The organism is Actinoplanes sp. NPDC049265, from assembly GCF_043197135.1.
GTDB lineage: Bacteria > Actinomycetota > Actinomycetes > Mycobacteriales > Micromonosporaceae > Actinoplanes.
Map to the genome: position 1 here is coordinate 278930 of NZ_JBICSP010000010.1, position 17478 is coordinate 296407.

Annotated in this window: 15 protein-coding genes and 1 pseudogene; 9 read left to right on the forward strand and 7 right to left on the reverse strand. The window is 69.5% G+C overall.

The features are described 5' to 3' along the window. Window positions 1-709, reverse strand: a pseudogene (locus tag ACGFIO_RS24515) (hypothetical protein); the annotation flags it as partial. 107 nt (window positions 710-816) lie between these two features. Here ACGFIO_RS24515 and dnaK point away from each other — a divergent pair. The 4 genes from dnaK (at window position 817) to ACGFIO_RS24535 (ending at window position 5105) form a co-directional block, all read left to right on the forward strand. Continuing rightward, window positions 817-2697 (forward strand): molecular chaperone DnaK, encoded by a 1881-nt coding sequence (gene dnaK, locus ACGFIO_RS24520; RefSeq protein ID WP_392828927.1) that lies wholly within the window; start codon window positions 817-819, stop codon window positions 2695-2697. Continuing rightward, the gene (gene grpE, locus ACGFIO_RS24525) at window positions 2694-3365 is read left to right on the forward strand and encodes a nucleotide exchange factor GrpE (RefSeq protein ID WP_392828929.1); all 672 of its coding nucleotides are present in this window, start codon (window positions 2694-2696) and stop codon (window positions 3363-3365) included. Before dnaK ends, grpE begins: the two co-directional genes overlap by 4 nt. Window positions 3366-3444: 79 nt before the next feature. Continuing rightward, on the forward strand, window positions 3445-4635 hold the full coding sequence (gene dnaJ / locus ACGFIO_RS24530; RefSeq protein WP_392828931.1) for a molecular chaperone DnaJ: 1191 nt from the start codon (window positions 3445-3447) through the stop codon (window positions 4633-4635). A 38-nt stretch (window positions 4636-4673) separates the two neighbouring features. Then, window positions 4674-5105 carry a heat shock protein transcriptional repressor HspR gene (locus ACGFIO_RS24535; protein WP_392828933.1) on the forward strand — a complete coding sequence of 144 codons (432 nt, stop codon included), beginning with the start codon at window positions 4674-4676 and terminating at the stop codon, window positions 5103-5105. A 7-nt stretch (window positions 5106-5112) separates the two neighbouring features. On the opposite strand, the gene ACGFIO_RS24540 is transcribed toward ACGFIO_RS24535, so the two are convergent. The 4 genes from ACGFIO_RS24540 to ACGFIO_RS24555 all read right to left on the reverse strand — a co-directional run bounded on the left by ACGFIO_RS24540 (window position 5113) and on the right by ACGFIO_RS24555 (window position 8634). Then, the gene (locus ACGFIO_RS24540) at window positions 5113-5559 is read right to left on the reverse strand and encodes a hypothetical protein (protein ID WP_392828935.1); all 447 of its coding nucleotides are present in this window, start codon (window positions 5557-5559) and stop codon (window positions 5113-5115) included. Window positions 5560-5696: 137 nt separating this feature from the next. Continuing rightward, a complete protein-coding gene (locus tag ACGFIO_RS24545; RefSeq protein ID WP_392828937.1) occupies window positions 5697-6902 on the reverse strand; it encodes a cation:proton antiporter in 1206 nt (401 codons plus the stop codon). A gap of 3 nt (window positions 6903-6905) precedes the next feature. Beyond that, on the reverse strand, window positions 6906-7403 hold the full coding sequence (locus ACGFIO_RS24550; RefSeq protein ID WP_392828939.1) for a cation:proton antiporter regulatory subunit: 498 nt from the start codon (window positions 7401-7403) through the stop codon (window positions 6906-6908). A 10-nt stretch (window positions 7404-7413) separates the two neighbouring features. Next, window positions 7414-8634: a sugar efflux transporter gene (locus tag ACGFIO_RS24555; RefSeq protein ID WP_392828941.1), complete on the reverse strand. Its 1221-nt coding sequence runs from the start codon at window positions 8632-8634 to the stop codon at window positions 7414-7416. Between the two features lie 102 nt (window positions 8635-8736). Between ACGFIO_RS24555 and clpB the strand changes: the two genes are divergently transcribed. Next, on the forward strand, window positions 8737-11328 hold the full coding sequence (clpB, locus tag ACGFIO_RS24560) for an ATP-dependent chaperone ClpB (protein ID WP_392828943.1): 2592 nt from the start codon (window positions 8737-8739) through the stop codon (window positions 11326-11328). 34 nt (window positions 11329-11362) lie between these two features. Here clpB and ACGFIO_RS24565 read toward each other — a convergent pair whose 3' ends face one another. Beyond that, window positions 11363-11539: a hypothetical protein gene (locus tag ACGFIO_RS24565; protein ID WP_392828945.1), complete on the reverse strand. Its 177-nt coding sequence runs from the start codon at window positions 11537-11539 to the stop codon at window positions 11363-11365. A gap of 347 nt (window positions 11540-11886) precedes the next feature. On the opposite strand from ACGFIO_RS24565, the gene ACGFIO_RS24570 reads away from it, so the two are divergent. The 4 genes from ACGFIO_RS24570 (at window position 11887) to ACGFIO_RS24585 (ending at window position 16351) form a co-directional block, all read left to right on the forward strand. Further along, window positions 11887-12801: a hypothetical protein gene (locus ACGFIO_RS24570; protein ID WP_392828946.1), complete on the forward strand. Its 915-nt coding sequence runs from the start codon at window positions 11887-11889 to the stop codon at window positions 12799-12801. A gap of 116 nt (window positions 12802-12917) precedes the next feature. Then, window positions 12918-14021 (forward strand): hypothetical protein, encoded by a 1104-nt coding sequence (locus ACGFIO_RS24575; protein ID WP_392828948.1) that lies wholly within the window; start codon window positions 12918-12920, stop codon window positions 14019-14021. Between the two features lie 1006 nt (window positions 14022-15027). Further along, a complete protein-coding gene (locus ACGFIO_RS24580) occupies window positions 15028-15405 on the forward strand; it encodes a helix-turn-helix transcriptional regulator (RefSeq protein ID WP_014440216.1) in 378 nt (125 codons plus the stop codon). 241 nt (window positions 15406-15646) lie between these two features. Beyond that, the gene (locus tag ACGFIO_RS24585; RefSeq protein WP_392828950.1) at window positions 15647-16351 is read left to right on the forward strand and encodes a class II aldolase/adducin family protein; all 705 of its coding nucleotides are present in this window, start codon (window positions 15647-15649) and stop codon (window positions 16349-16351) included. Window positions 16352-16363: 12 nt separating this feature from the next. Here the strand turns inward: ACGFIO_RS24585 and ACGFIO_RS24590 are convergent, their stop codons facing one another. After that, window positions 16364-17434, reverse strand: a complete 1071-nt coding sequence (locus ACGFIO_RS24590; protein ID WP_392828951.1) for a DedA family protein — start codon at window positions 17432-17434, stop codon at window positions 16364-16366. Window positions 17435-17478: the final 44 nt, after the last annotated feature.

Below are 17478 nucleotides of genomic sequence, written 5' to 3' on the forward strand. Positions count from 1 at the left end.
GCTCTTCGGCCATGATCGGCTCGGTCGGTGGCTCTTCGGCCTCGATCGGCTCGGTGAGAGGTTCGGTTTCGACCAGCGTGGGTTCGTCCGGAGTGGACTCCGCCATATCCGTTTTATCGGAATTGTCGGATGATGTGGTCTCTTCGGGCTCGGCGGGAGAGTCGGGCTCGGAAGGTGCCGCCTCGGCCGGCTCGGGCTCGGCGGATGCCTCGGCGACGGGGTCGCGCTCGGCGGGTGCCTCGGCGACGGGCTCGGGTGATGGCTCGGCCGGTGCCGCGTCGGCCGGCTCGGGTGAGGAGTCGGTCGGTGGTTCGGCGGTCGGCTCGGGTGTGGGGTCCTCGGTTGTGTCGGCGGGGTCAGGGGCGGGCGATTCCTCTGGCGGCTCGGCCACCGTGGGTTCATCGTCCGGCTCGGGGCTCGACCCGCTCTTCAGCCCGGCGGCTGACGACGGCGCGTCGTCGGCAGGTGCCGGCTGGTCGACATCACGGGACTCTTCTGTCCGCGTACCCAATGATTTTTCGCTCTTGGAAGTTGATTTTTGATCTTCTGATGAGGTCGATGGATTGCCTGGTTCGGCGGAGGCCGCCCGACCTGCCGCGTCACCCTGCGTCGTCACGCCGTAAAGCGTGCCCGATCTATACGACACAGACAACAGGTACCCGTGTGCCGTGACCGGACAGGAACATAGCCGACCGAACTTGCGTCGCATCCGCTCAACTTCAACTTGACGACGTGCGCCCCCGTGGCATTATTGAGTCCGGTCCACTCAACTTGTGGTCCCGAGACACGAAGCGAAGCGAAGCGAGGACTACCAACATGGCACGTGCGGTCGGCATCGACCTCGGCACCACGAACTCCTGCGTCAGCGTTCTGGAAGGAGGCGAGCCCACCGTCATCGCCAACGCGGAGGGCTCCCGGACGACCCCGTCCATCGTCGCCTTCGCACGCAACGGGGAGGTGCTGGTCGGCGAGGTCGCCAAGCGCCAGGCGGTGACCAACCCGGACCGGACCATTCGTTCGGTCAAGCGTGAGGTCGGCACCAACTGGAACATCGACATCGACGGCAAGAAGTACACCCCGCAGGAAATCTCCGCGCGGGTGCTGATGAAGCTCAAGCGCGACAGCGAGGCCTACCTGGGCGAGACGGTCACCGACGCGGTGATCACCGTCCCGGCGTACTTCAACGACGCTCAGCGGCAGGCGACCAAGGAGGCCGGCGAGATCGCGGGCTTCAACGTCCTGCGGATCGTCAACGAGCCCACCGCCGCCGCGCTGGCGTACGGGCTCGACAAGGGCTCCAAGGAGCAGACCGTTCTGGTCTTCGACCTGGGCGGCGGCACCTTCGACGTCTCGCTGCTGGAGCTGGGCGAGGGCGTCATCGAGGTCAAGTCGACCTCGGGTGACAACCACCTGGGCGGCGACGACTGGGACCAGCGGGTCATCGACCACCTGGTCAAGACCTTCCGCGGCGCCAACGGCATCGACCTGAGCCAGGACAAGATGGCCCTGCAGCGTCTGCGTGAGGCCGCCGAGAAGGCCAAGATCGAGCTGTCCGCGGCCAGCACCACCAGCATCAACCTGCCCTACATCACGGCCGGCCCGGACGGGCCGCTGCACCTGGACATGAGCCTGAGCCGGTCCGAGTTCCAGCGCATGACGCAGGATCTGCTGGACCGCACCAAGGCCCCGTTCGAGCAGGCGATCAAGGACGCCGGCGTCAAGGTGTCGGATGTCGACCACGTGATCCTGGTCGGCGGCTCGACCCGCATGCCCGCCGTGTCCGACCTGGTCAAGAGCCTGACCGGCCGCGAGCCGAACAAGGGCGTCAACCCGGACGAGGTCGTGGCCGTCGGCGCCGCGCTGCAGGCCGGTGTGCTCAAGGGCGAGGTCAAGGACGTCCTGCTGCTCGACGTGACCCCGCTGTCGCTGGGCATCGAGACCAAGGGCGGCATCTTCACCAAGCTGATCGAGCGCAACACCACCATCCCGACCAAGCGCTCCGAGGTCTTCACCACGGCCGACGACAACCAGCCGTCCGTGCTGATCCAGGTCTTCCAGGGCGAGCGTGAGATCGCGGCGTACAACAAGAAGCTCGGCACCTTCGAGCTGACCGGCCTGCCGCCGGCGCCGCGCAACGTGCCGCAGATCGAGGTCACCTTCGACATCGACGCGAACGGCATCGTGCACGTGGCCGCCAAGGACATGGGCACCGGCAAAGAGCAGAAGATGACGATCACCGGCGGCTCGGCGCTGCCGAAGGACGACATCGAGCGCATGATGCGCGACGCTCAGGACCACGCGGACGACGACAAGAAGCGCAAGGAGGACGCGGAGACCCGCAACCTCGCCGAGCAGCTTCAGTGGCAGACCGAGAAGTTCCTGGCCGAGAGCGGCGACAAGCTTCCCGAGGACAGCCGCACCAAGATCTCGGAGTCGCTCAGCGAGCTGCGTGGCGCGCTCGGTGGCACCGACATCGAAAAGATCAAGACCGCGCACGAGGAACTGGCCAAGGTGTCCCAGGAGGCCGGCTCGCTGCTCTACGCGCAGCAGCAGGCCGACGGCACCGAGGGTGCGCCCGGACCGGACGGCACCCAGGCCCCCGGCGCCGCCGGTGCGACAGGTGGTCCGTCGGGTCAGGCCGCCGGCGGTCAGGATGACGTGGTGGACGCCGAGATCGTCGAGGACGACAAGAAGTGAGCGGCGCGGACGACGAGAACGACGGTCAGGCGACCGAGCGGGTCGTCATCCGCGACCGGCGCAAGATCAACCCGAACGGCAAGGCACCAGGGGAGTCCGTGAGCGACGCCAAGGAGTCGAAGGCGAAGGAGCCCAAGCGGGCCGGCGCGCACCGCGCCGCCGACCCCGAGGAGGGCACCCAGGTCGTTCCCGAGAAGCCGGGGGCGGCGACCCCGTCGCCGCCCCCGGCGCTCGGCGCGGAGCTCGAAGCGCTCCGGCACGACCTGGAGGAGCGCACGCGCGACCTGCAGCGGGTGACGGCGGAATACGCCAACTACCGCAAGCGGGTCGACCGGGACCGCGGCGCGGCCGCCGAGCAGACCACCGGCTCGGTGCTCTCCGCACTGCTGCCGGTGCTCGACGACATCGACCGCGCCCGGGAGCACGACGACCTCAAGGGGCCGTTCGCGACGGTGGCCGAGGCGCTGACCGCGGCCACCGGCAAGTTCGGGCTGGCGGCGTTCGGTGAGAAGGGTGACCCCTTCGACCCGACCCGGCACGAGGCGGTGGCCCACCTGACGTCCCCGGACGTCAAGGAGCCGACCTGCGTCGAGGTGATGCGCAGGGGTTACACGCTGGGCGAGCGGCTGCTGAGGCCCGCCCTCGTCGCGGTCGCCGACCCGGAGTGACTCCGCAGCTGGTCCCGTCCGCCGGTTCGCCGGCGGACGGGACGTGGAGTGAAGCAGCATCGCAGCGGAGGTGGATGAGTTGAGTTCGAAGGACTGGCTGGAGAAGGACTTCTACGCCGTCCTCGGGGTGAGCAAGTCCGCCTCCGCCGACGAGATCAAGAAGTCGTACCGCAAGCTGGCACGTGAGCTCCACCCCGACCGCAACCCGGGCAACCAGGAGGCGGAGGACAAGTTCAAGGCCGCGTCCGAGGCCTACGACGTGCTGTCGGACGAGAAGAAGCGCAAAGAGTACGACGAGATGCGCTCGCTGTTCGGCTCGGGCGCGTTCCGCCGGGGCGCGCGCTCCGGCGGCGGGTTCGACCCGTCCGACCTGTTCGGTGGTTTCACCGGGCCGGGCGGGGGCGGTTCGGCCGGCGACCGCCGGTTCGGCGGGGCCGGGTTCTCCGACATCTTCAGCTCGATCTTCTCGGGCGGCGGTCCCAGTGGAGCCGGTCCCCGGCGCAGCGGGCCGCAGCGGGGCCGTGACGTCGAGGCTGAGGTCACCCTCGACTTCGTGCACGCCGTCCAGGGCACGACGCTGCCGCTGACGCTGCGGTCGCCGGGCGTCTGCGACACCTGTCACGGCAACGGCGCCAAGCCGGGCACCGTGCCGCGGACCTGCCCGCAGTGCGCCGGCACCGGGCTGATCTCGCGTAACCAGGGGTCGTTCAGCTTCTCCGAGCCGTGCCGCGAGTGCCAGGGCGCGGGGAGCATCGTCGACCAGAAGTGCCCGGAGTGCCGTGGCACCGGCGGCGTCACCAAGAACCGCACGATCAACGTGCGGTTCCCGGCCGGCGTCGGCGACGGGCAGCGCATCCGGCTCAGCGGCCGTGGTGAGCCGGGCGAGCGGGGCGGTCCCGCCGGCGACCTCTACGTGCAGGTCAAGGTCAGACCGGACGACCTGTTCGGCCGCAGCGGCGACGACCTCACGCTGACCGTGCCGATCACCATGGCCGAAGCCGTGCTCGGCACCGATCTGCGGGTGCCGACCATGGACACCCCGGTCACGCTGCGGGTCCCACCGGGCACTCCGAGCGGCCGCAAGCTGCGCGCCCGGGGTAAGGGTGTGCAGCGCCGCAACGGCGAGGCGGGCGACCTGATCGTCACCGTCGACGTGCAGGTGCCGGCCCAGGTCTCCGACGAGGCGCGAGACGCTCTCGAGCAGTTTGCCAAGCTCACGCCGGCCGCCGGACGCGATCGGATAGAGGCGCGACTGCGCCGGCTTGGGTAGGTTTCAGTGATGAGGATCGATCGTTAAGGAGGTGGCACATGTATGAAGAGATCCACATCTCGATGGAGCAGGCCTCCGATGCGAAGGTCCTGATCATCTCGGTCGCCGCCCGGCTGGCCGGCATGCACCCGCAGACCCTCCGGCAGTACGACCGGCTGGGTCTGGTGCAGGCCGGCCGGGCCGGGGGCGGCGGCCGGCGCTACAGCGAGCGCGATGTCGCCCTGCTCCGCGAGGTGCAGCGGCTCAGCCAGGACGACGGCGTCAACCTGGCCGGCATCAAGCGCATCATCGCGCTCGAGCAGCTGGTCGGCGACCTGCAGCAGCGGGTGGCCGAGCTGGAGGCCGAGCTCGACGAGGCCTACACGCGGGTCGCCCAGGCCGAGGCGATGGCCGCCTATCCGGGGCGTGACCTGGTGCGCCACGAGCGCCCGTCCACCGCTCTGGTGGTGTGGCGCCCGCGTAAGCCCTGAGCCCGCGTCAGCGGCGGTGGAAGAGGCCGAGGCGGCGCGGGTGCCGGACCAGGCCGCCCTCGATCCACTCCTCGTAGTCGAAGAGCTCGGGGCGGGTCATCAGCACGCGACAGTTGTGCGCCCAGATCTGCATCGGCTCGTCGCCGACCTCTTCGGCCCGCTCGACGTACTTCTTGAGCCGGCGCTTGCGCTGCGAGGACGCGTTGGGACGGACGCCGTCGGCGGCGTAGATATACATGCAGTGCAGCGCGAACCGCCGCGCCGGACACTGCCTGTCCATGGCCAGTTCGAACAGGACCGGGCCGAGTACATCCCCGGCGATCAGCAGGTCCCAGTCCGGGGGCATGGAGTCCAGTGGTACGGCCTCCGGGTGGTACGCCCACGCCTGAAGCTCGTCCGGGCGCGGGTCGACCGGGTTCGCGAATCCGATGAATGCCGATTCACGCAAGCTCACGTTCGCCGCCTGAGTGTCCCAAAACACGAAACTGTCAGCGGAACGCTAGCGTGCGGCAACCCGGATGCGAAAGGTCTACCCGTTCACAATCTGATACTGACAAGTAGCTTTGTGCAGCGTGCGGACCTGATCGCCAGTCAGTCGGGGGCGGCCAGCGGTGCGGCAGGCGGGGAAACGGCCATCTTGCGCCGGATGAATGCCTTGAACCACGCATAATCCGGCAGACGCGCCAATAGCGGACCACTAACCACCGTGATCAGAACGTAGGCCGTGGCCAGCGGAGCCAGCTCCGGCTCGACCCCGGAGGCGACGGCCAGGCCGGCGATGACAACCGAGAACTCGCCCCGCGGCATCAGCGCGATGCCGGCCCGCACCCGGCCGGGCAACGCGATGCCGGCCCGCCGGGCGCCGATGTAGCCGGTGGCCAGCTTGGTCAGCATGGTCAATACGGCCAGCCCGAACGCGGGCAGCAGCACCGGCGGCATGTCGGCCGGGTTGGTGGACAGCCCGAAGAACACGAAGAACACGGCCGCGAACAGGTCACGCAGCGGCGACAGCATCTGGGTGGCGTGGTGCGCCACCGGGCCGGATAGCGCGATGCCGACCAGGAACGCGCCGACCGCGGCGGACACCTTGAGCTCGGCCGCCACCCCGGCGACGAACAACGTCAGACCGAGCACGCTGAGCAACAGGGCCTCGGCGTCGCGGACCGACATGAAGCTGGAGATGGCCCCGCCGTACCGGATCGCGACGACCAGCACCGCGATCACCGTGACCACCGCGACCGCCAGCGCCTCGAGCCCGCCGATCAGGCCCACCCCGGCCAGCACCGCGGTGACCAGCGGCAGGTAGAAGGCCATGGCCAGGTCCTCGATGACCAGCACGGACAGGATCACCGGCGTCTCGCGGTTGCCGAGCCGGCCCAGGTCGCCCAGCACCTTGGCGATCACCCCGGACGACGACACCCAGGTGATGCCGGCCAGCACCAGCGCCGCCTCCCAGCCCCAGCCCAGCAGGAAGGCGAACCCCGCCCCGGGCAGCGCGTTGAGCAGCATGTCGAGCACGCCGGCGGGAGCCGAGGCGCGCAGGTTGCCGACCAGCTCGGTCGCCGAGTACTCCAGGCCGAGCATGACCAGCAGGAGGATCACGCCGATCTCGGCGCCGACCTCGATGAATTCCTCGCTGGCCGAGAGCGGCAGCATCCCGCCGTGCCCGAAGGCCAGCCCGGCCAGCAGGTAGAGCGGGATGGGGGAGAGCCCGATCCGGCGGCCCAGCCGGCCCAGCATGCCGAGCGCGAAGAGGAGGGCGCCGACCTCGATGAGGAGGATCGTCGTCTCGTGCACGATTCAGTCGTCGGTCTCGCCGGCCAGGATCGCGGTCACGCCGTCGAGCCCCGCCCGGGTGCCGACCGCGACCACCACGTCGTTGGCCTCGAAGACGAACGACGGCCCGGGTGAGGCGATCACCTCACGGTCGCGCAGCACGGCGACGATCGAGGCGCTCGTCCGGGTGCGGGCTCGGGTGTCGCCCAGCTTGCGCCCGACGAACGGCGAGCCGGCGGGCAGGGCGATCTGCTCGGTGAGCAGGCCGGCCGCCTGCTGCCGGAGCCCGGCCAGCTGGCCCAGCATCAGGGAGGCGCCGAGGACGTCGGCCAAGGCCTCCGCCTCGTCGTCGGTCAGCGGTATGGCGGCGAGGCAGGCATCCGGGTCGTCCACGTCGTAGAGGACCAGGTCGCGACGGCCGTTGCGGTGCGAGACCACCCCGACCGTACGACCCGACGAGGTGATCAGGTCGTGCCGGACACCGATGCCCGGCAGCGGAGTCTGTTCTACCCGTACGCGCACGTCATCAACGCTAACCCACCGGCTGCCGTCGTTCGGTGCGCATGACCGCCAGCAACACCACGCCCACCACCAGCAGGGCGGCGCACATCAGGAAGGCCAGCCGGTAGTCGAAGCGTTGAGCCACCCCGAACAGGGGCCCGGCCAGCATCGCCCCGATCGGGAAGGTATTGGTGAACAGGGTGGTCGCCCGGCCCGGTTCGGACGGGAGCATGTCCTGCACGAAGCTGATCGACGGGCCGGACACGGCCGCGATGAACAGGGCGTTCAGCAGCTGGGCGACCAGCAGCATCCACACCTCGCCGGCGGTGAAGACGATCAGGAAGTAGCCGACGCCGCAGACCGCGCCTCCGATGATCACCGCCCGCACCGGCAAGCGGGTGGCCAGCCAGCCCAGCCCGAGCAGCAGCGGGATCTCCAGCGCGGCACACAGTCCGAGCACCAGCCCGGCGTCGGACACCTCGCCGCCCAGGTTGGTGCTGATGTGCAGCGGCAGCGCCTGCACGCTCAGGGTCATCGGGCACTGGAGCGCGGTGAAGATCACGGTGATCAGCAGGGCCTTGCCGCGGCTGAGGGGTGGCGTCGGGTCGTCCGGGAGCACGTCGTCCGGGACCGGGTCGAGGGGGCGGACGTCCGGGAGCGCGACGGTGGAAAGGAACGCGGCCAGCCCGTACATCAGCGCGGCGCAGCCGTAGACCAGCCGGAAGCCACCCACCTCGATCAGCACCGCGGCGAGTGGGGGACCGGCCACCCAGGCGATCGAGAAGACCGTCCGCAGGCTGGTGATCCCCATCGCCGATCGGCCCGGCACGGCCCGCTCGAGGGCTTCCCGGGCGTAGGCGAACGACTGCGGGAACAGCGAGCCGGCGATGGCCACGATGGTGATCTGGACGACCATCAGCACCCAGTAGTCGCGGATCACCGCGAACAGCGCGGTCCCGGCCAGGCCGAACACGGCCGCACCGATCAGCAGTTTGCGCCGGATCGGGCGGCGGTCGGAGAGCCGGCCGATCAGCGTGCCGGCCAGCACGCCCGAGAGCGGGCCGACGACCAGCGCCACCGTGACCTGCAGTGGACTCGCCCGCACCTCGGTGCTCAGGAACAGCGACAGGAACGGCAGCACCAGGGCGACAGAGATGCCGACGGTCAGAAAGACCAGTCCGAGGGGTACGAACATCCGGGCGAACCCCGGCCCGCCGGCGAACCCCGGCGTACGGGCGGTCAGGGTCGGCATTCCTCAGACGTTACGGCGGCCCCCCGACATTGTGTCGACGAATTAGGGTTGAGCGGACTAGGCTCAAGTTTGCGAGTCCGGGTTTTTTCCACAGGGGAGCACATGAACGCCGACCGTCTCACGACCAAGAGCCGTGACGTCATCAAGGCGGCCGCCGCCGACGCCGGGCAGCGCGGCCACGCCACCGTCGAGCCCTGGCACATGCTTCTGGCGCTGCTGGGCACCACCGGGTCGACCGCGCGCGGTCTGCTCGAGGCGGTCGGCGCCAACCCGATCGACATCCGTCGCGCCGCGGTACGCGCCCTCGAGCAGATGCCGTCCGCCCGCGGCTCCAGCATCGCCGAGCCCAACCTGTCCCGCGAGTTCCTCAACGCCATCGGCGAGGCCGAGCAGCTGGCCAAGACGCTCAACGACGAGTTCGTCTCTACCGAGCACCTGCTGGCCGGCCTGGCCCGGGTCGGCGGTGCCGTCGGCAAGACCCTGCGTGGCGCCGGTGCCACCGAGGAGTCGCTGGTCGCGGCCTTCCCCCAGGTGCGTGGCGGCGACCGCCGGGTGACCTCGGAGGAGCCCGAGGAGACCTACAAGGCGCTGGAGAAATACAGCATCGACCTCACCGCGCAGGCCCGCGAGGGCAAGATCGACCCGGTCATCGGTCGGGACGCCGAGATCCGCCGCGTCGTCCAGGTGCTGTCCCGGCGGACCAAGAACAACCCGGTCCTGATCGGTGAGCCCGGCGTGGGCAAGACCGCGATCGTCGAGGGCTTGGCCCAGCGCATCGTGGCCGGCGACGTGCCCGAGTCGCTGCGCGACAAACGGCTGGTCTCGCTCGACCTGGGCGCGATGGTGGCCGGGGCGCAGTTCCGCGGCCAGTTCGAGGAACGGCTCAAGTCGGTCCTGGAAGAGATCCGCAACTCCAACGGCAAGATCGTCACCTTCCTCGACGAGCTGCACACCGTGGTCGGCGCGGGCAAGGCCGAGGGCTCGATGGACGCCGGCAACATGCTCAAGCCGATGCTGGCCCGCGGCGAGCTCCGCATGGTCGGCGCGACCACCCTCGACGAGTACCGCGAGCGCATCGAGAAGGACCCGGCCCTGGAGCGGCGCTTCCAGCCGGTTGTGGTCGGCGAGCCCAGCGTCGAGGACACCATCGGCATCCTCCGCGGCCTCAAGGGCCGGTACGAAGCCCACCACCGGGTCCAGATCACCGACGGCGCGCTGGTCGCCGCGGCCGCGTTGTCCGACCGCTACATCACCGACCGGTTCCTGCCCGACAAGGCCATCGACCTGATCGACGAGGCCGCGTCCCGGCTGCGCATGGAGATCGACTCCCGACCGGTGGCCCTCGACCAGTTGCTCCGCCAGGTCGACCGGATGCAGGTCGAGCGGCTGGCCCTGGCCAAGGAGACCGACCCGGCGTCCCAGGCCCGGCTGGAAAAGCTGGAACGCGACCTGGCCGACCGCGAGGAGGAACTGACCGCCCTGACCGCCCGGTGGGAGCGCGAGCGCGGCGGCCTCAACCTGGTCGGTGAGCTCAAGAAGCGGCTCGACGAGACCTCCGCCGAGCAGGAGCGGGCCCAGCGCGACGGCGACCTGGAAAAGGCGTCCCGGCTGCTCTACCAGGTCATCCCCGAGCTCAAGAAAGAGATCGACGCGGCCGCCGCGGCCGAGACCGACGCCCCCGAGGAACCGCCGATGGTCAAGGAGGACGTCGGCGCCGACGACATCGCCGAGGTGATCTCGTCGTGGACCGGCATCCCGGCCGGCCGGATGCTGGAGGGCGAGACCGCGAAACTGCTCCGGATGGAGGAATCGCTCCAGGCCAAGGTGGTCGGCCAGGCCGAGGCAGTGGCCGCGGTGGCCGGTGCGGTACGCCGGGCCCGGGCCGGAGTGGCCGACCCCGACCGCCCGACCGGCAGCTTCCTCTTCCTCGGCCCCACCGGCGTCGGCAAGACCGAGCTGGCCAAGGCGCTGGCCGGCTTCCTGTTCGACGACGAGCGGGCCATGATCCGGATCGACATGAGCGAGTACGCCGAGAAGCACTCGGTCGCCCGCCTGGTCGGCGCCCCGCCCGGCTACGTCGGCTACGAGGAGGGCGGTCAGCTGACCGAGGCGGTGCGCCGGCGGCCATACAGTGTCGTGCTCCTCGACGAGGTCGAGAAGGCCCACCCGGACGTCTTCGACGTGCTGCTCGCGGTGCTCGACGACGGCCGGCTCACCGACGGACAGGGCCGTACGGTCGACTTCCGCAACGCCATCCTGGTCCTCACCTCCAACCTGGGCTCCTCGTTCATCTCCGACTTCACGCTCGGGGAGGACACCCGCCGGGAACAGGTGATGGCCACCGTCCGCGACCACTTCAAGCCGGAGTTCCTCAACCGGCTCGACGACATCGTGGTGTTCCACTCGCTGACCGCTCAGGACCTGGCCAGGATTGTCGAGATCCAGCTCGGCCGGCTGCGTCAGCGGCTCGCCGACCGGCGGCTCCACCTCGAGGTCAGCGAGGCCGCGGTGCAGTGGCTGGGCGAGTACGGCTACGACCCGATCTACGGCGCCCGCCCGCTGCGGCGACTCGTGCAGTCGGCGATCGGGGATTCGCTGGCCCGGGCCCTGCTGGCCGGGGAGATCAGTGACGGCGACACCGTGCTGGTCGACATCGTTGACGAGAAGGACACCCTCGGCGTACGCCGAGCATGAGAAAAGCCCCGGGCGACGCCCGGGGCTTTCTCTGTCAGTCGCGCGCCTCCCGTTGCCGGTAGGCGTGGGTCATCAGGATGTCTTCGAAGGCGTGTTCGCCCTCATCGGACCAGATCCTGATCCCGCCCCGGACGAGCTGGTAACGAACGTCCGTGTAGCGGGTCCTGGTGTCGTCATGGTGCACAACGGTCAGGGTGTCTGCGTGTGGCATGTGGGACTCACCGGTCCTTCGCATGTCTGGGGCGGCCGCGGTGTGGTCACGCGGCCGGCGCAATCGGGTGGGTGCCCGGATCCGGTCTGCCTGTTCCCCGGCGTCAAAGGTGCGCGGGCGGCGACTCGGATGGGCACGGTGGGCCGCTGGAGGTCTCTGCTGCCAGCTGGGCGCCACGAAACCGAAGTGTAGGGGGCGGAGTCGGTCGATGGCGTCCCCTGAAGGGCCGACTTATTCGGGCCAAATCCATCATCTCGGGCGATGTTGCCACAGGTGCGGGGGTCGTGTGCCGTGGTCGCGAGCATGGCGCTCGCCCGATACCGTGAACGGATCAACGAGGGGGGATCGTGACCAGTCCGACGTACCCGGGTCAGCGCCCGGCCACGGTCAGCGCGTCGACCTATCTGCTCTGGGGCACGGCTGCGGTCTCCCTGATCGGGAGCGTTCTGTCGCTGACCACGGTGGGCAAGCTCTCCGACGCGTACGCCGACCTCTACCGGGGCACGGTCGCCGAGGGCACCGAGTCGCTGATCGTCGGGGCCAGCGTGTTCGGCGTCGTGCTCCAGGTCCTGTTCTCGGCCGGTCTGGTGATTTTGGCCATCTACAACAACCGCGGCCGCAACGGCGCCCGCATCACCACCTGGGTGATCGGTGGCCTGATGCTCTGCTGCGGCGGGTTCGGCCTGGCCGGCAACGCCTTCACCAACCAGCTGAGCGGCCTCGAGTCGACCGGCTCGGCCAGCGGGCCGACTTCGGCCGAGTTGCAGGCGGCGCTGGAGGCGGCCCTGCCGTCCTGGTATACGCCGGTGACCACGACTCTGTCGGTGATCTCGTTCCTGACCATCCTCGGGGCGGTCATCCTGCTGGCGTTGCCGGCGTCGAACGCGTACTTCCGCCAGCCGCCGCGGGGCTTCGACCCGTCCCTGCCGTACCCGGCCTATCCCGGTGGCCAGCCCCCGTACCCGCCGGGTCAGCCGTCCTCTCCCGGTCAGCCGTCCTACCCCGGTCAGCCGTCCTACCCGCCGGGTCAGCCGTCCGGGCCGCCGGCCGGAGCGCCGCAATATCCGGTCTACCCCACCTATCCGCAGGGCCAGCCGTCCGCTCAGCCTCCGGCCCAGCCGCAGGCTCAGCCTCCGGCCCAGCCGCAGGCTCAATCTCCGGCCCAGCCGCCCGCTCAGCCGCCGCCTCCGCCATCGTCGGACCCGTGGAGCCGGCCCGAGGACGAGCAGCGGCCGCCGTCGGATCCGACCGCGCAGCCCTGACCCGGCAGTCACCCGGGTAGGTTCCCCTCATGTCCTACGCCGCGACGTATCCCCCGCAGGCGCCTCCGCCCACCGCGGATCAGCCCCGCCGCCCGGCCGCGGTCCAGCTGGCCGCCGTGTTGCTGCTGGTCATGGCCTTGATCGGTCTGGTCTACGCGGTCGTCACCCTGGCCGTGACCCCAGGCGTGATCGACCGCTTCCGATCCGCCGCCGGGACCGCCGGAACGGCCGACGTCGATGGCTACGTGACAGTGGTGTGGATGTTCGCGGCGATCGGGACGGTGCTGGCCGTCGTGTTGTTCGCGCTCTACATCGTGCTGGCGCTCGGGCTGCGCCGCGGCAGCGGCGGCGCGCGCGTCGCGACCTGGGTGCTGTGTGGGCTGGGCGTGCTGTTCGGTTGCGGCTCGGGGATCGCGGTCGGAGCACAAAAAGCCGGCGAGGGTGCGCCGGGAACGCTCGGCTTCGCGCTGTCGGGGGCGTACCCGCAGTCCTGGATCAGCCTGAACGTCGGGCTGGTGATCGCGCAGGTCGTCGGGTACCTGATCGTGATTCTGCTGCTGGCTTTCGGGTCGGGTTCGTTCTTCCGCAAGACCGGCGACCCCGGACGAGGTTCTCAGTCATATGTCGCATTGCCGACATATGGGTCGGCTAACGCCTATGCGCAGCCGGTGTCCGGCGCGCCGGGCCCGAATCCGGCGGCCGCCTTCCCGGCGTCGCCGGCCTTCCCCCCGTCCCAGGCCCAGCCGCCCTATGCCACCCCTCAACCGCCGTACGGAGCGCCGGTCGCAGCCCAGCCGCCTTATGGGGCGCCTCAGCCGACATACCCCGGCGCTCCCGCTCCGACCGCCGAGGACCAGGCCTTCTGGTCCCGCCCCGCGCCGTCCGAAGCAACCGCCCCGCCCGTTCACCCCGCTCCTGCGGCTCACCCGACGTCTGGGGCTCACGCCGCGCCCGCGGCTCACCCCGCGCCTGCGATCCACCCCGCGTCGCCTGGTCAGCCCCCTGCGGCCGTCCAGCCTGCGTCACCTGGTCGGCCCGCGCCGGGTGCTGGTCCTGATTCCCCGGATACGGAGCCGGGCGCGCGCCTCGCCTCCGACGAGGCCTGGTCGCAGGAGCCGGCAACCCTGCCGCCCGCGGCATCGTCGCCCACCCCGGTGGCCCCGCCCTATGCCGAGCCGGCCTCCAAATCTCAGTCCTTGGACGATGAGAAGTCGGTGTGACTTAGGTCACCTGGGAGTCATTCGGGCACTCTGAGGCATCGACTCGCGCCATTGGCTGCGTATCGGCGTAAAGATCGCTGTGAGTTCGCTGCCGGAACCGGTCCCGGATGGGCCCGGACAATGGTTACCGAGCGTTGATCGGCACAATCGCCGTGTGCGTCCTCCGAGGTGGGACGCCGTGTGCACGGTCACCCGCACGGGATCGGACATTGATGGTTGTGGCTCACCCGAACGGGTACCGTTGACCACCGAGGATGGGTGGGGTACGGCCGTCCGGCCAGCCTCGGGCCAGCCTTATCGGCGGGTGTTTCCTGACGTACGGCCAAAGGTGTTTTCGGGCGGTGAACGCGGTTGTTCCGGCTGCGTTCAAGGTCCGGTCCCGCCCGCGCGCCGGGGATAGGTGCTTTGAGCTGCGTCTATCCCTCACGGATCACCCTAAATCGACAACCATTCAGTAAACAATATTTCCAATAGGGCGTCGTACTGGCGATGGTCAATAGTTCCCTTTCCGCCCCGGCGGGGCGGAACGGTCCGGTTTCCGGCTGCCAGTACTCTCGATGGCAGGGAAGGACGCTACGACCTGCGTAAATTCATCGACTAAAGGGTCGTTGCACAGCGTTGTGGCGTGCTTTCATCGGGTCGTGAAGCAAGGGGACGGCAAGGGTGCCGGCGCAGCACCAGGGCCGAGCTTCGCGGCGCGGATGGCGGAGGGCCGCTGGCGGCAACGCAGCCTGACGATCGACAAATCGACAATGTGAAGCGTCTCACTCCGAGGTGTCGGATCGAGAGCTTGACGAAGTTGGACAGCGACCAGACGGCGGCTGAGGCGTTGCAGGAGGCAGAGACCGAAGTCGGTACCGAGGAATGGACGACCAGCGGAACCCGCAGGGGCTACGGGAAGTCGAAGAGATAGACCAACCCGGTGATCGATGTCGGCCTTACGGCCTGGAAGTCAGCCGGTTCGTTCCTGCTTACATGCAGGAGAATCGATGCAGTTGGTGGAAGGATGGAGATCGTGGGAACTGCGTTGGCGGAAATGACAATGCCTCAGATCTCGCCCCTCGCGGGCGAGCCGATTGAACGTGCCGACGCCGAGCGTCTGGCGGGAGTGCTCAAAGCACTCGCCGACCCCGCACGGCTGCGGCTGCTCAGCCTCATCCAGTCCGCAACGGACGGTGAGGCGTGCGTCTGCGACCTTACGGCCCCGCTCGGCCTCTCGCAGCCCACCGTGAGCCACCACTTGCGGATCCTGACCGAGGCTGGGCTCCTCGAGCGCGAGAAGCGCGGCGTGTGGGCGTATTACCGCCTGGTGCCGACGGCGATCGCGACCATCGCCGACCTGCTGACCCCGCCGCGCAAGCGGGCGACCAAGAAGGCGCGCTGAGCACTGCCCTCCGCCAGGGGGTGCAGGCACCGCCTGGCGTCACCACGTCTGCGGCGTGACGCCAGGCTTGAGGATCAGTGGGAGTTGTCGGGTGAGCTACGTCCCGGGTGATCTGGGCGACCAGCACGTGGGAGTTGTCGGGTGAGCTACGTCCCGGGTGATTTGCGCGACCAGCACGTGGGAGTTGTCGGGTGAGCTACGTCCCGGGTGATTTGCGCGACCAGCACGTGGGAGTTGTGGAGTGAACTACGTCCCCGGTGATCTGCGCGATCAGCTCGCGCATGTGGGATACGACGTGGTCCAGGCCGGCCTGGTCTGTGGATCGGGCGGCAACCTGTCGGCTCGCATCCCCGGCGAGGACGCCTGCTGGGTCACCGTGAGCGGTGCCTGGCTGGAGCGGCTGAGCCGGAGCACCTTCACGGCGGTGCGCATCTCGGACGGTGAACCGGCGACGGCTGGTCTGACGTCGGGGCATTCCGAGACGCCCGTGCCCCGCGGCCGGTCGGCGCTCGAGCCGACCAGCGAGCTCGCCCTGCATCTGGCGCTCTACCGGACGCGGGAGGACGTGAACGCGATCGTCCACCTGCACCCGCAGACGGCGCTGCTGCTGGACGCGCTGGGCGAGCACATCCGGATCGTCACCACCGACCACGCGTTCTATCTGCGCCGGGTCTCGACTGTCGCGTTCCGGCTGCCCGGCACCACCGAACTGGCCGCGCTGACCGCGGCGATGGCCGCCGACGGCACCGACTGCCTGGTGCTCAGCCAGCACGGCAGTGTGGTCATGGCCGAGTCGGTCGAGCTGGCCCACAAACGCGCCCGCAACCTGGAAGAGGCGGCGCAATTGACCTACCGCGCCCTGACCGCCGGCCGCCTGGATGGACTGCGCGAGGTCCCGGAAGAATTTCTCGACCGCCTGCAGAGCACGGCGGTCGTCACCGTCTGAGGGCCGCCGGCGTCAGCGACCGTACCGCTGATCGTCCCGCGAATGGCCGTCGTAGCGCTGGTCCTGTGGATAACCGTCGTATCCGGTCCCGGTCGGCGGCGCGAAGGGCTGGTCCGGCGGATTGCCGTCGTAGCGCTGATCCTGCTGGTGGCCGCCGCCGTAGACCTGGCCCCGGGCCGGATTTTCCGGCCGGTGCGGATCCGGCGACTGGTAAGGCTGGTCGGGGTAAGGCTGGCCGGGGTAGGACTGCTCGGGCTGGTAGGACTGGTCGTGCTGGTGCGGACGGTGCTCCTCGAACTCGTCCTGGATCGCGTCGGCGATGCCGGCCACGGTCGCCGCCGCCACCACACCGATCGCCGTCGCCGGACCGGCGTCGGCGTCCTCGCCGGCACCCTCGGCCGCCTTCCGCTGCTTCGCCTTCCGCTCCCGGATCATCTCGATCGCGATCGGCAGCACCGAGATCAGCACGATCAGCGCGACCACGGGCAGGATGTACCGGTCGATGTGGTCGCCGATCGCCTTGTAGATCGAGTCGGCCAGCAGGTACCCGATCAGCAGGATGCCGTCCGCCCACAGGACGGCGCCGACGATGTTCCACAGCAGGAACTGCCGGGCCGGCATGCCGAGCGTGCCGGCCACCGGGTTGAGGAACGTCCGCACGATGGGGATGAAGCGGGCCAGCACGACCGCCTTGGCCGGCCCGAACTTCTCGAAGTAGTACTCCGCCTTCTCCACGTACTCCCGCTTGAACAGGCGCGAGTCGGGGCGCTCGAACATCTTCCGCCCGTACCTCTTGCCCAGGAAGTGCCCGAACTGAGCGCCCGCGACCGCGAAGGCCGGCGCACCGATCAGCAGGCCCACGATGGAGATCTTGGTGCCGGCGCCGAAGATCGCGTCGGCCACCGGTGATGCCGCGATCCCGGCCAGGAACAGCAGCGAGTCACCGGGGAAGAAGAAGCCGACCAGCAGGCCGGTCTCCGCGAAGAGGATCGCCCAGACCCCGTAGAGGCCGAAGGTCTGCAACAGATCCTTCGGGTCCAGGGGGTTCAGGGCGACGTACTCGTCCAGCGCACGGAAGTCCACGGGGAGCCAGGGTACCGGGCGTTTCCTGCGGCTTGGCTGTGTGC